Source organism: Thauera sp. 2A1 (assembly GCF_009469595.2).
Lineage (GTDB): Bacteria > Pseudomonadota > Gammaproteobacteria > Burkholderiales > Rhodocyclaceae > Thauera.
The window spans coordinates 1-12,616 of sequence record NZ_SSXV01000001.1 but is presented as its reverse complement, the minus strand read 5'-3'; the positions used below and the strand labels follow the sequence as shown (position 1 = coordinate 12,616).

Here is a 12,616-nt window from a genome sequence, read left to right as displayed (position 1 = left end):
GAATCGCTCAGTCGTACTTGCGCAGGTCGTCGATGACCTTGCCGTCATTGGCAAGCGAACCGACGGGCAGGAAGGCCACTTCGCCGCGCAGTTTGGTCAACTCGCGGATGCTCGCCGCCACGCTCTCGGCCAGCGCCTCGCTGCCGCCGCCCGCCGCCTCGCACATCAGCGTCATGCGGTCGTTGAGCCCGGGATTGTCCACCACCAGGCGCACGCGCAGCAACTCCGGATGCCTCCGCGCCACCTGGGCGATCTGCCCGGGATGCACGAACATGCCTTTCACCTTGGTGGTCTGGTCGGCCCGCCCCATCCAGCCACGGATGCGAAGGTTCGTCCGCCCACAGGGCGAGGCGCCCGGCATCAGCGCCGACAGGTCGCCGGTGCCGAAGCGGATCAGCGGGTAATCGGGGTTGAAGGTGGTGACGACCACCTCGCCCACTTCACCGGGAGCCACCGGGTCGCCGGTGCCGGGGCGCACGATCTCGAGGACGATGTCCTCGTCGACCACCATGCCGTCGCGCGCCGGCGTCTCGTAGGCGATGAGGCCGATGTCGGCCGTCGCATAGGCCTGGAAGGCGGTGATGCCGCGCGCCGCGAAGGCCTCGCGCAGGCTGGGCGGGAAGGCCTCGCCGGACACGAAAGCCTTGTTGAAGGCCGGCTTCACGCCCAGCTCGTCGGCCTTGTCGAGCAGGATGCGCAGGAAGGAAGGCGTGCCGACGTAGGCATTGGGTTGCAGGTCGGCGATGGCCGCCACCTGCTGCTCCGTCTGCCCCACGCCGGCCGGAAACACCGTGCAGCCGAGCGCGTGCGCCGCCGTCTCCATCATCGAGCCGGCCGGCGTGAAGTGGTACGAGAATGTGTTGTGCACCAGGTCGCCGGCGCGAAAGCCCGCGGCATGCAGTGCGCGCGCCAGCCGGTAGTAGTCGGGCCGGGCGCCTTCGGGCTCGTACAGCGGGCCGGGGGAGGAGAACACGCGACGGCAGGCGGCACCCCAGCCCACCGCAGCGAAACCGCCGAAAGGTCGTGCCAGTTTCTGGCGCTCGACGAGTTCCGACTTGCGCACGACGGGTAGTTCGGCAAGCGCCTCGCGTGTGGTCACGGCGGCCGGGTCGACATCGGCGAGCAGCGCAGCGAAGGCCGGCGCGTGCGCCTTGGCATGCGCGATCTGCGCCGGCAAACGGGCGAGCAGCTCGCGCTCGCGCTCGGCAGCATTGCGGGCTTCCCGCTCGTCAAAGAATTCGGAAGGGTTCATGGCAGCATCCGTCGGATCGGTCGGCAAGCCTGAAAGCCGGGCTCAGCTCAGCCAGCGCTTGCGCCGGCGATAGTGCTTGACGTCGCGGAAGCTCTTGCGGCCCTCGCCCGACAGCCCGAGGTAGAACTCCTTCACGTCCTCGTTGGACGATAGCTCCTTCGCCTCGCCTTCCATCACGATGCGTCCGTTCTCGACGATGTAGCCGAAGTCGGAATAGCGCAGCGCCACCATGGTGTTCTGCTCGGCAAGAAGGAAGCTCACCTTTTCCTTCACGTTGAGATCCTTGACGATCTCGAACACCTCCTCGACGATCTGCGGCGCCAGGCCCATGGACGGCTCGTCCAGCAGCACCATGCGCGGATTCGACATCAGCGCCCGGCCGATCGCGCACATCTGCTGCTCGCCACCCGAAGTGTAGGCCGCCTGGCTGGTGCGGCGCGTCTTCAGGCGCGGGAAGTAGGTGTAGACCTTGTCGAGGTTGGCGGCGATCTCGCCCTTGTCGCGGCGCGTGTAGGCGCCGGCGAGCAGGTTTTCCTCGATTGTCAGGTGGGCGAAGCAGTGCCGCCCCTCCATCACCTGCACCACGCCGCGACGCACGAGGTCGGACGGAGACAGCGCCTCGATGCGCTCGCCCTTGAGCTCGATCTGACCCTTGGTGACCTCGCCGCGCTCACCCTTGAGCAGGTTGGAGATCGCCCTCAGCGTCGTCGTCTTGCCGGCACCGTTGCCGCCGAGCAGCGCGACGATGCGGCCTTCGGGCACCTGCAGCGAGACGCCCTTGAGCACCAGCGCCACATGGTTGTAGATGACCTCGATGCCATTCACATTGAGGAGGAGATTCGGTGCGTTCATCGCTTCATCCGGTCGGTCGGGCCCCTGCGGGAGCCGCTGTCGGTATCCGGAACCGCGCCGCACCCGCCGAAGCGGGCGCGGCACAGGCCCCGATCAGGCGTTGCAGTCGCTTGCGTCGCGGCGCTTGATCTGCTTCTCGGCCGCGTAGCGGTCGGCCGCCTCCTTGACCATCGGGTCGATGACCGACTTGTCGGCCTCGTACCAGTCGGGCTGCATCTTCCACTGGCTGCCATCCCAGGAGTGGATGCGGACCGAAGTCGAACCCATGTGGTCGGTGCAGCTCGTCTTCAGCGGACGGATCAGGCCGGCCAGGCCCAGCTCGCCGATGCGCTTCTCGTCGATGTTCAGGTTCTCCAGGCCCCAGCGCACCTGCTCGCCGGTCATCACCTTGCCCTGGCCGAACTTGGCCTGCGCGGTGCGCACCGCCTCGACGGCGAACATCTGGATCAGCAGGCCGCGCATGTACAGCACCGAACCGACTTCCTCGCGCGGACCGGAACCCTGGCCGGCGTCATGCACCTTCTTCAGGATGTCCTTCACCAGCGGCGAATCGGTGCCGTGCGGGTTGAGCGCCAGCGCGCTGTAGCCCTTGGCGTTGGCACCGACGTCCTTGACGTCCGGTTCGGCGCCCGACCACCACACGCCGAACAGCTTCTCGCGCGGATAGCCCGTGGCAACGGCTTCCTTCAGCGCGGTGGAGTTCATCACGCCCCAGCCCCACAGCAGGGTGTAGTCCGGGCGTTGCTGGCGCACCTGCAGCCAGGTCGCCTTCTGCTCCACGCCGGGCGCCGTCACCGGCAGCAGCACGAGTTCGAAGCCGTGCATCTGCGCGCGCTTCTGCAGCAGCGGGATCGGCTCCTTGCCGAACGGCGAGTCGTGATAGACGAGCGCGATCTTCTTGCCCTTGAGCTTGTCGAGGCCACCTTCCTTCTTGCCCAGGTGCTGGATCAGCGCGTCAGCCGCCGTCCAGTAGCTGCCCATCAGCGGGAAGTTCCACTTGAACACGCCGCCGTCCTGCGAGGCGGCCAGGCCGTAGCCCAGCGTGATGAGCGGAATCTTGTCGACCGGGGCCTTGTCGGTCAGCGCGAAGGTGATGCCGGTGGCCTGCGGGTCGATCAGCGTCGCCTTCTTGCCCTTCAGGCGCTCGTAGCACTCCACGCCCTTGTCGGTGGCGTAGCCGGTCTCGCACTCCTCATAGGCGATCTTCACGCCGTTGATGCCGCCGGTGGCGTTGATGTACTTGACGTAATCCTGCTTGCCGTTGGCCCAGGGCGTGCCGTTGGGGGCGTAGGCGCCGGTGCGATAGACCAGCAGCGGGAAGAACTGCTCGTTCGCCTGCTGCGCCGCGGCCGGCATCGACAGGGTGGCGGCGCCGACGGTCGCCAGCGCCATGGCAAGGGCAAAGGGTCTGAGCTTCATGGTGTCTCCTCTTGTGTAATGGTCGGTGGCAACTCACGTGTGCCGGACGTCGTGCTGGCTGGAATGCATCCGGGTCAGGTCCGCTTTCAGTGCGGGAAAGGCCACAGCCTCAGCTTCTGCTTGCCGATGCTCCACAGCTTGGCCAGCCCGTGCGGCTCGACGATCAGGAAGAACACGATCAGCGCGCCGAAGATCATGTGCACCAGGTGCGAGGTCGTGGCGGTGGAGAGCGGGATGCCGAGCAGTTGCGGAATCTGGTCGAGCAGGATGGGCAGCACGATGATGAAGGCCGCGCCGAAGAAGGCGCCCATGATCGAGCCCAGGCCGCCGATGATGACCATGAACAGCAACTGGAAGGAGCGGTCGATGCTGAAGGCCGCCGGCTCCCAGGCGCCGAGGTGGATGAAGGCCCACAGCACGCCGGCCACGCCGACGATGAAGGAGCTCACCGCGAAGGCGGTCAGCTTGGCGTACATCGGGCGGATGCCGATCACCGCCGCCGCCACGTCCATGTCGCGGATCGCCATCCACTGGCGGCCGATGGCGCTGCGCGTGAGGTTCTTCGCCATCAGCGCGAACACGCACACCACCACCAGGCAGAACATGTACTTGGACACCGGCGACTCGATCGGAAGGCCGAACACGTTGAGGCCCGCAACGCTGACCGAACCGGAGCTCGAGTTGTTGGTGAACCAGCTGATGCGCAGGAAGGCCCAGTCGGTGAAGAACTGCGCCGCCAGCGTGGCCACCGCCAGGTACAGCCCCTTGATGCGCAGCGACGGGATGCCGAACAGCACGCCGATCACCGTCGCCGACAGGCCACCCAGCAGCATTGCCGCGATCAGCGGCATGCCGTCGATGCGCACGAGGAAGTTGTAGGCGCCGTAGGCCCCCACCGCCATGAAGGCGCCGGTGCCGAGCGAGATCTGGCCGCAGTAGCCGACCAGGATGTTGAGCCCGAGCGCCGCCAGCGCGAGGATCAGGAAGGGGATCAGGATGGCGCGGAAGAGGTATTCCGAGCCGAACAGCGGCAGCACGATGAAGGCGATGGCCAGCAGCGCGCCGATGGCGACGCGATCCTGCAGGATCGGAAAGATCTGCTGGTCGGCCGCATAGCTGGCCTTGAACTGGCCGTTTTCCCTGTAGAGCATGAAGGATCTCCTGTTGCGCTCAGACGCGGTCGATGATCTTTTCGCCGAACAGCCCTTGCGGCCGCACCAGCAGGAAGGCGAGCGCCAGCACGTAGGCGAACCAGATCTCGATGCCGCCGCCGAAGAAGGGGCCGAGGTAGATTTCCGACAGTTTCTCGCCGACGCCGATGATCAGCCCGCCGAGGATCGCGCCCGGCACCGAGGTCAGGCCGCCCAGGATCACCACCGGCAGCGCCTTCAGCGCCACCAGCGACAGCGAGAACTGCACGCCCAGCTTGGAGCCCCAGATGATGCCGGCCACCAGCGCGGCGAAACCGGCCACCGACCACACGATGACCCAGATGCGGTTCAGCGGGATGCCGATCGACTGCGCCGCCTGGTGGTCGTCGGCCACCGCGCGCAGCGCGCGGCCGGTGGCGGTCTTCTGGAAGAACAGCGCCAGCAGCGCGACCAGGGCCGCGGCGATGATGGCGGCGATGAGGTCTTCCTTGCTCAGCAGCAGGCCGCCCTCGAACATGTTCTCGAGGATCATCGCCGGGTCCTTGGGCATGCCGACGTTGATGCTGTAGATGTCATTGCCGAACATCGTCTGGCCGAGGCCATCGAGGAAGTAGCTGATGCCCAGCGTCGCCATGAGCAGCGTGATGCCCTCCTGGTTGACCAGCTTCGACAGGCACAGGCGCTCGATCGCCCACGCCAGCACGATCATCAGCGCCATCGCGGCGACGAAGGCGAGCAGGTTGGCGACGATCAGGTTGTCGAAGCCCAGCCACTTCGGGATCCACTCGGCGAAGCGCGCCATCGCCAGCGCGGCGAACAGCACCATCGCGCCCTGCGCAAAGTTGAACACGCCCGAGGCCTTGTAGATCAGCACGAAGCCCAGCGCGATCAGCGAATACAGCATCCCGGCCATCAGCCCGCCGAACAGGGTTTCCAGAAAAAAGCCCATGTCTCGTTCCCCCGCTCAGTGCGACGTGCCCAGATAGGCACGGATGACTTCTTCGTTGTTGCGCACCTCGTCCGGCGCGCCGTCGCCGATCTTCTTGCCGTAGTCGAGCACCACGACGCGGTCCGAGATGTCCATCACCACGCCCATGTCGTGCTCGATCAGCACGATGGTGGTGCCGAACTGGTCGTTCACGTCGAGGATGAAGCGGCACATGTCCTGCTTCTCTTCCACGTTCATGCCCGCCATCGGCTCGTCGAGCAGCAGCATCGTCGGCTCGGCGGCCAGCGCGCGGCCCAGTTCCACCCGCTTCTGCAGGCCGTAGGGCAGTTGCCCCACCGGCGTCTTGCGCACGCTCTGGATCTCGAGGAAGTCGATGATCTCCTCAACCTTCTCGCGGTGGGCGATCTCCTCCTTCTGCACCGCGCCCCAGTACAGCGCCATCTGCAGCAGGTTGGATTTCATCTTCAGGTTGCGCCCGGTCATGATGTTGTCGAGCACGCTCATGCCCTTGAACAGCGCGATGTTCTGGAAGGTGCGGGCGATGCCCTGGGTGGCCGCCATATGCGGCTCCATCTTCTTGCGCTCCTGCCCGTGGAACAGGATGCGCCCCTCCTGCGGGTGATAGACGCCGTTGATCACGTTCAGCATCGAGCTCTTGCCGGCGCCGTTGGGGCCGATGATCGAGCGGATCTCGTGCTCGCGCACGTTGAAGCTGATGTCGGTGAGCGCCTTCACGCCGCCGAAGCGCAGCGAGATGTTCTGCAGGTCCAGGATCACGTCGCCGATCCGCCGCCCGCCGGTCGCGGACGCCGCAGCCTGCGCCGCCGCAATGTCGTTCATCATCATGTCTCCTCTCCTCGGGTGCGCCTCAGGCCGCCCTGCGCCCGGCCTGCGGCGCGAAGGTCTTCGCCTCCTCGATGCGCAGGTCGGCGGCCACCTTGCCGCTGCGGCCGTCCTCGTAGCTCACCTGGGTTTCGATGTACTGGCTGTTGCGGCCTTCGAACAGCGCCTCGATCAGCACCGCGTACTTCTCGGCGATGAAGTTGCGCCGCACCTTGCGCGTGCGCGTCAGTTCGCCGTCGTCGGCGTCCAGTTCCTTGTGCAGGATCAGGAAGCGGCGGATCTGCGAGCCGCCCATCTTCGGATCCGTCGCCAGATCCGCATTGACCTTCTCGACGCAGTCGCGGATCAGCTCGTACACCGCCGGCTGCGAGGCCAGGTCGGTGTAGCCGGAATACGGCATGCCGCGGCGCTCGGCCCAGTTGCCCACCGCTTCCAGGTCGATGTTGATGAAGGCGGTGACGAAGTCGCGTCCGGCACCAAAGGTCACCGCCTCCTTGATGTGCTGGAAGAACTTCAGCTTGTTCTCGATGTAGTTGGGCGCGAACATCGAGCCGTCGGACATCTTGCCCACGTCCTTGGCGCGGTCGATGATCTTCAGGTGGCCGTCCTCGTCGAAGAAGCCCGCGTCGCCGGTCATGAAATAGCCCTCGGCGTTGATCGACTCGGCGGTGGCGTCGGGGCGCTTGTAGTAGGCCTTCAGCAGCATCGGCCCCTTGACCAGGATCTCGCCGTTGTCAGCGAGCTTCACTTCGACGAAAGGCGCCGGCTTGCCGACGGAGTCGAGCTTGATCTCGCCGTCGGGCTGCAGGCACACATAGGCGCAGGTCTCGGTCTGGCCATAGAGCTGCTTCAGGTTGATGCCGATCGAGCGGTAGAAGCGGAACAGGTCCGGCCCGATCGCCGCGCCGGCGGTGTAGGCCACTCGGATGCGGCTCATGCCCAGCACGTTCTTCAGCGGGCCATACACCAGCAGGTTGCCGAGCCAGTACTGCAGGCGGTCGCCACCCGACACCGCCTTGCCGTCGAGGATGTCGGCGCCGCAGCGGCGGGCGACCTCCATGAAGTGCTGGAACAGCTTGCGCTTGAGCGGGCTGGCGTCCTCCATGCGGATCATCACCTGGGTCAGCAGGTTCTCGAACACCCGTGGCGGAGCAAAGTAGTAGGTGGGGCCGATCTCGCGCAGGTCGATCATCACCGTCTCGGCCGATTCCGGGCAGTTGATCGTGAAGCCCGCCACCATCGCCTGCGCGAAGGAAAACAGGTGATCACCCACCCAGGCCATCGGCAGGTAGGACAGGATGTCTTCCTGCTCGGTCAGCTTGTCGAACTGCATCGCGCCGGTGGCTGCGGCGATGAAGGCGCCGTGCGTCTGGCACACGCCCTTGGGCTTGCCGGTGGTGCCCGACGTATAGAGCATCACCGAGATGTCGTCGCCCGCGCCCTTGGCGATCTCGCGCTCGAGGAAGTCCGGCTGGTTGCGGTCGTGGATGCGGCCCATCTCCTGCAGCTCATCCAGGCCCATCAGCAGTGCGTCGGCATAGTGGCGCATGCCTCGAGGGTCGTCGTAGATCACGTGCTCGAGCAGCGGCGCCTCGCCGGCGATCTCGAGCATCTTGTCGACCTGCTCCTGATCCTCGACCACGGCGAACCTGATCTCGGCATCCTGCAGCACGTAGACCATCTCCTGCGCCACCGCGTCCTGGTACATCATCACCGGGATGCCGCCCAGGCACTGGCAAGCGGCCACCGACCAGTACAGCCGCGGCCGGTTGTCGCCGACGATAGCCAGGCGGTCGCCGCGCCGGAAGCCGAGCTGCGCCAGCCCGCAGGCGATGGCGCGCACGTTCTCGGCCACCTGCGCCCAGGTGTAGGTCTGCCAGATGCCGTACTCCTTCTCGCGCATCGCCGGCCTTTGCGGCCGCACGCGGGCGTGATGCATCAGCAGCCGCGGAAACGTGTCCAGCGTGCTTTCGGGCCCCGCCTTGGCTGCGCCCTGACCGTGGGTGTCGGACATGCCCCTTCTCCTCCTTCGGTGTCTTGCCGCCGTTTCCGCCCGCCCGCTTGTTGTGAGTCCGGGCTTCGGGCCTGCGACGCTCGTGAGCGCCGCGAAACGTTGTCAGGCTGCAGTTTCGCAAGGCATGTTTGCGCAACTGTTTGCACAATGTACTGAATTGTGAAGATGCGGCAGAATCCCGTATCACTATCAGCACCCGGCCTGCCCGGGCCCGCCCGCATGCCTTCGACTCTTACCCGACTCGTGCTGCAAGCCCTTTGCGGCGCGACGGTTCTGCTTGCACCCCTGGCCCACGCCGGTGTCGCCGTGGCGCTGAATTCCGCCGACGGCACGGTCAGCATCATCGACACTGCGACCTACCAGGTCATCGGCAAGGAAATCGCCTGCAAGGAGCCGCACCACCTGCTGCCCACGCCGGACGACAGCTCGCTGATCGTGGCCTGCTCGGCATCGAACCAGCTCGTCTATTTCGACCCGAAGACGGGCAAGGAACAGCGCCGCGTGCGCGACATCTCGGACCCCTACCAGCTCGGCTTCTCGCCCGACCGCAAGCTGTTCGTCACCACGTCGCTGCGTCTCGACCGCGTCGATGTGTACGACGCCCAGACGATGCAGTTGAAAGGCCGCCTGCATGCGCCCAAGACGCCGTCCCACCTCGCCTTTGACGACGACAGCCGCTACGTCTTCGTCACGCTGCAGGACTCCAACGAAGTCATGGCGATCAACCTGGCGACGATGCGGCCGGAGTGGTTCCTGCCGGTCGGCGCCACCCCGGCCGGCATCCTGATGTCGCCCGACAACCGCTACCTGATGGTCGCCTGCATGGGTGCAGGCCATGTCGAGATCATCGACTGGCGCGAACAGAAGACGGTGAAGACGATTCCGGCCGGAACGGCCACCCACAACCTGCAGCCGCGCGGTGACGGACGTCACTATTTCGTGTCCAACCGTTCGATGGACGGCAGCATCGTGCTGCTCGACACGCGCACGATGAGCATCATCGAGAAATACGACGTCCCCGGCGGCCCGGACGACATGGAAGTGCGCGCCGACGGCAAGGAGCTGTGGGCCACCGCCCGCTTTGCGCGCAAGGTCCAGGTAGTCGACCTCACCACCAAGCAGCTCGTCCGCTCCATCCCGGTCGGCAGTTCGCCGCACGGCGTGTTCTTCCTCGACCACGCAGGGCGCAAATGAGCTTCCTGCTCCGTCGCCTGACCTGCCTGCTGCCGCTGCTCGCCGCCAGCGGCCTCGCCGCGGCCGAGCCCGCGCCGGCCTGCAGCGGCACGCTGTACCTCACCTTCGACACGGGCAACATGCGCCACGCCGAGCTCATCGCGGAAACGCTGGCGCGCCATCAGGTCAAGGCGACCTTCTTCATCGCCAACGAAAAGACGCTGCGCGGCGACCATGCCCTGGACGACAGTTGGGCCGATTACTGGAAAGCGCGGGTCAAGGAAGGCCATGCCTTCGGCAGCCACACCTGGCGCCACGGCAGCTTCCGCGAGGATGCCGGCGACAAGGTGCATTACCGCCTGATGGACGGCAACACGGTGACGCTTGACCACGCTGCGATCTGCGACGAGATCCGCAAGCCCGACCAGCGCTTCCGCGAACTCACCGGCCGCGGCCTCGATCCCCTGTGGCGCGCGCCCGGCGGGCGCACCACGCCGAACGCGCTGCACGCCGCCACGACCTGCGGCTACCGTCACGTCGGCTGGGCCAAGGCCGGGTTCCTCGGCGACGAGCTGCCGTCCGAGACCTACCCGAACGCCATGCTGGTGGAGCGCGCGCTGGCCAGCCTGCGTGACGGCGACATCGTCATGGCACACCTTGGGATCTGGTCGCGCAAGGACCCGTTCGCACCGATGTTCGAACCGCTGATCGCAGGCCTCAAGGCGCGCGGCTTCTGCTTTGCGACCCTGGCCAGGCCATGATCCAGTCCGTCATCCAGCAATTCCTCGATGCCTTCGTCGCCGTGCAGGGCTGGCTGCTGGACAAGCTGGTACAGCCGCCACTGCTGGCGCTCGGCCTCGGCAGCTACATCGAGCTCGCCTTCGACGGCGTGGAAATCTTCATGTGGGGTGTGCTGCAGTTGCTGGTCGCGCTGCTGGTGCTGCGCCCGCTGGAAACCCTGCGCCCGCTGGAGCACTGGAAGGACCGCAAGCTGGTGCGGGTCGACGTGCTGTACACCCTGCTCGACCGGCTCGGCATCATCCCACTGGTCGTGTTCGCGCTCATCGCCCCCATCTTCGTCGAGATCGACGGCTGGCTGCGCTTCCGCGGCTACATCCCGCCGCAGCTCGAGGACCTCTTCCCGGCCCTGGAGCACGCCCCGCTGCTGGGTTTTTTCGTCTATCTGGTCGCCCTCGATTTCGCCGAATACTGGCGCCACCGCCTGTCTCACACCTTTGGCTGGTGGTGGGCGCTGCACGCGATTCATCACAGCCAGCGCCAGATGAGCCTGTGGACCGACAGCCGCAACCACCTGCTGGACGACGTGATCAGCGGGCTGTGGTTCGCGATCGTTGCCCTGGTGATCGGCATCCCGCCCGGGCACTTCATCGGCCTGATGCTGGTGGTGAAGCTGGTGGAGAACCTGTCGCACATCAACGCGCGCCTGTCCTACGGCCGCCTCGGCGAGCGGCTGGTCGTCAGCCCACACTACCACCGCTGGCATCACTCGCTGGCCTTGCCGCCGGGGCGCAGTTTCCGTCACGGCTGCAACTTCGCCATCCTGTTCCCGGTGTGGGACTGGCTGTTCGGCACGCTCTACCTTGCCCGCGACAATCCGCCCACCGGCATCGCGCCCCACACCGTGCCGGGCACGCCGGATCACGACGGTTTCTGGCGCCAGCAGTGGGATGGGCTGCGGGGAATGTGGCTGGCCCTGTTCGGGCCGCGCCGCCCCCAGCCCTGACCCCGAAACGGCGCTCAGTGCGCCAGGAAGTCCAGCACCATGCGGTTGAACTTGTCCGCATGCTCCCACTGCGCCCAGTGGCCGCAGCGGTTGAAGATGTGCATCTCGGCGTTCTGCATGCCCCACACCAGGCGCAAGCCGGTATCCATCGGCACGAAGCGGTCGTCGCGCCCCCAGATCACCAGCGTGGGCGCACTGATCTCGCCGAGGCGCGGCCCCTGGTCGGGGAACTGCTTGGGATTGGCAGCCAGGCTCTTGACGAAGTTGTCGAGGTGGTCGCGCCGCGCCAGCATGTTGTCAAGGCGCGCCTGGAACAGCTCCTCGGTCATGCTGCTGGGATCGAACACGAAGACGTTCATCATCTTCTTCAGGTTGTCGATCGTCGGCTCGCGATACAGGCCTTGCAGCAGCTTGATGCCTTCGGTGGGCATCGGCACGAACTGGCTCGGCCCGCCGGTGCCGCCGCCCATCAGGATCAGCTTGCCGACGCGCGTCGGGTTGGACAGCGCGAACGCGACCGCGCTGTGGCCACCCATCGAGTTGCCGACGATGTGCACCTTGTCGAGCTTGAGGCCATCGAGCAGGCCCTTCAGCGTGCGCGCATTGAGGTCCGAACGCGAGCCAGTGCACACCACCGGATCGCTCTTGCCCCAGCCGAGGCAGTCCATCAGCACCACGCGGTAGCCGGCGGCCACGAAGGCATCGACGTTGCGGTGGAAGTTCGCCCAGCCGGTGGCGCCCGGGCCGGAGCCGTGCAACATCACCACCGTCTCGGCGCCTTCGCCGGCATCGTTGTAGTGGATACGGGCGTCGATGTCGCCGTCGGTGATGTGCATGAAGCGGCTGGTTGCGGCCTCGGTCAGTGCCTGGGTGTTTGTTGTCATCGCTGTTTCTCCTTTGTTGGGTCCTTGTGTGTCATGAATCGGAATCGGGGCCCCACGCCTGCCGGCGCCGAGGCACGCTTCCGCTGTTTCGTCCGGGGACAGGTGCGCTCAATCGCCCTTGTACGGTCCGCCGCCAAGCCCGATGGGCGCCGGCGCCGCCTCCACCAGCTTCGAGAAGATCCGCGTGAAGTCCTCCTCGCCCGCCTTCGCGCGGCTGCCGCGCATCGGGTCGTCGGCGAGGAAGCCCGCGTCGGCCCGCGCCCAGTCCTCGTCGGTGAAGTGCGCCAGGATCAGCGGCAGCACTTCGCGCTCCTCGAGCAGCATGTGCTCGCGGT

11 protein-coding genes and 1 pseudogene are annotated in these 12,616 nt (G+C 66.3%); 3 read left to right on the top strand and 9 right to left on the bottom strand.

The features are described from left to right. Positions 1–7 precede the first annotated feature (7 nt). From GH664_RS00060 to GH664_RS00030, 7 genes are all read right to left on the bottom strand, one after another. A complete protein-coding gene (locus GH664_RS00060; RefSeq protein ID WP_153166122.1) occupies positions 8–1,252 on the bottom strand; it encodes a phenylacetate--CoA ligase family protein in 1,245 nt (414 codons plus the stop codon). Positions 1,253–1,294: 42 nt separating this feature from the next. After that, positions 1,295–2,104, bottom strand: a complete 810-nt coding sequence (locus GH664_RS00055; RefSeq protein WP_153166121.1) for an ABC transporter ATP-binding protein — start codon at positions 2,102–2,104, stop codon at positions 1,295–1,297. A 93-nt stretch (positions 2,105–2,197) separates the two neighbouring features. Next, a complete protein-coding gene (locus GH664_RS00050; RefSeq protein ID WP_153166120.1) occupies positions 2,198–3,523 on the bottom strand; it encodes an ABC transporter substrate-binding protein in 1,326 nt (441 codons plus the stop codon). Between the two features lie 86 nt (positions 3,524–3,609). After that, complete coding sequence (locus GH664_RS00045; protein ID WP_153166119.1) at positions 3,610–4,674, bottom strand: branched-chain amino acid ABC transporter permease; 1,065 nt, start codon at positions 4,672–4,674, stop codon at positions 3,610–3,612. Between the two features lie 19 nt (positions 4,675–4,693). Next, on the bottom strand, positions 4,694–5,623 hold the full coding sequence (locus GH664_RS00040) for a branched-chain amino acid ABC transporter permease (protein ID WP_153166118.1): 930 nt from the start codon (positions 5,621–5,623) through the stop codon (positions 4,694–4,696). A 15-nt stretch (positions 5,624–5,638) separates the two neighbouring features. Further along, positions 5,639–6,469, bottom strand: a complete 831-nt coding sequence (locus tag GH664_RS00035) for an ABC transporter ATP-binding protein (RefSeq protein ID WP_153166117.1) — start codon at positions 6,467–6,469, stop codon at positions 5,639–5,641. 22 nt (positions 6,470–6,491) lie between these two features. After that, complete coding sequence (locus GH664_RS00030) at positions 6,492–8,480, bottom strand: long-chain fatty acid--CoA ligase (RefSeq protein WP_153166116.1); 1,989 nt, start codon at positions 8,478–8,480, stop codon at positions 6,492–6,494. A gap of 219 nt (positions 8,481–8,699) precedes the next feature. Here GH664_RS00030 and GH664_RS00025 point away from each other — a divergent pair, with 219 nt between their 5' ends. From GH664_RS00025 to GH664_RS00015, 3 genes are read left to right on the top strand one after another with little or no spacing between them, the layout of a single operon-like run. Next, the gene (locus GH664_RS00025) at positions 8,700–9,674 is read left to right on the top strand and encodes a YncE family protein (protein ID WP_153166115.1); all 975 of its coding nucleotides are present in this window, start codon (positions 8,700–8,702) and stop codon (positions 9,672–9,674) included. Continuing rightward, positions 9,671–10,414: a polysaccharide deacetylase family protein gene (locus tag GH664_RS00020; RefSeq protein WP_153166114.1), complete on the top strand. Its 744-nt coding sequence runs from the start codon at positions 9,671–9,673 to the stop codon at positions 10,412–10,414. Before GH664_RS00025 ends, GH664_RS00020 begins: the two co-directional genes overlap by 4 nt. Next, the gene (locus GH664_RS00015) at positions 10,411–11,397 is read left to right on the top strand and encodes a sterol desaturase family protein (RefSeq protein WP_153166113.1); all 987 of its coding nucleotides are present in this window, start codon (positions 10,411–10,413) and stop codon (positions 11,395–11,397) included. The genes GH664_RS00020 and GH664_RS00015 overlap by 4 nt, the downstream gene beginning before the upstream one ends. A gap of 14 nt (positions 11,398–11,411) precedes the next feature. On the opposite strand, the gene GH664_RS00010 is transcribed toward GH664_RS00015, so the two are convergent. Continuing rightward, entirely contained in the window at positions 11,412–12,281 is an 870-nt protein-coding gene (locus GH664_RS00010) for an alpha/beta fold hydrolase (RefSeq protein WP_153166112.1), read from the bottom strand. A gap of 108 nt (positions 12,282–12,389) precedes the next feature. Then, positions 12,390–12,616 (bottom strand): annotated as a pseudogene (locus GH664_RS00005) (hemerythrin domain-containing protein); the annotation flags it as partial.

Excerpts from the sequence above, each read along its gene's own strand:
- GH664_RS00060 (WP_153166122.1), bottom strand. The coding sequence starts at position 1,252 with ATGAACCCTTCCGAATTCTTTGACGAGCGGGAAGCCCGCAATGCTGCC.
- GH664_RS00055 (WP_153166121.1), bottom strand. The coding sequence starts at position 2,104 with ATGAACGCACCGAATCTCCTCCTCAATGTGAATGGCATCGAGGTCATC.
- GH664_RS00050 (WP_153166120.1), bottom strand. The coding sequence starts at position 3,523 with ATGAAGCTCAGACCCTTTGCCCTTGCCATGGCGCTGGCGACCGTCGGC.
- GH664_RS00045 (WP_153166119.1), bottom strand. The coding sequence starts at position 4,674 with ATGCTCTACAGGGAAAACGGCCAGTTCAAGGCCAGCTATGCGGCCGAC.
- GH664_RS00040 (WP_153166118.1), bottom strand. The coding sequence starts at position 5,623 with ATGGGCTTTTTTCTGGAAACCCTGTTCGGCGGGCTGATGGCCGGGATG.
- GH664_RS00035 (WP_153166117.1), bottom strand. The coding sequence starts at position 6,469 with ATGATGATGAACGACATTGCGGCGGCGCAGGCTGCGGCGTCCGCGACC.
- GH664_RS00030 (WP_153166116.1), bottom strand. The coding sequence starts at position 8,480 with ATGTCCGACACCCACGGTCAGGGCGCAGCCAAGGCGGGGCCCGAAAGC.
- GH664_RS00025 (WP_153166115.1), top strand. The coding sequence starts at position 8,700 with ATGCCTTCGACTCTTACCCGACTCGTGCTGCAAGCCCTTTGCGGCGCG.
- GH664_RS00020 (WP_153166114.1), top strand. The coding sequence starts at position 9,671 with ATGAGCTTCCTGCTCCGTCGCCTGACCTGCCTGCTGCCGCTGCTCGCC.
- GH664_RS00015 (WP_153166113.1), top strand. The coding sequence starts at position 10,411 with ATGATCCAGTCCGTCATCCAGCAATTCCTCGATGCCTTCGTCGCCGTG.
- GH664_RS00010 (WP_153166112.1), bottom strand. The coding sequence starts at position 12,281 with ATGACAACAAACACCCAGGCACTGACCGAGGCCGCAACCAGCCGCTTC.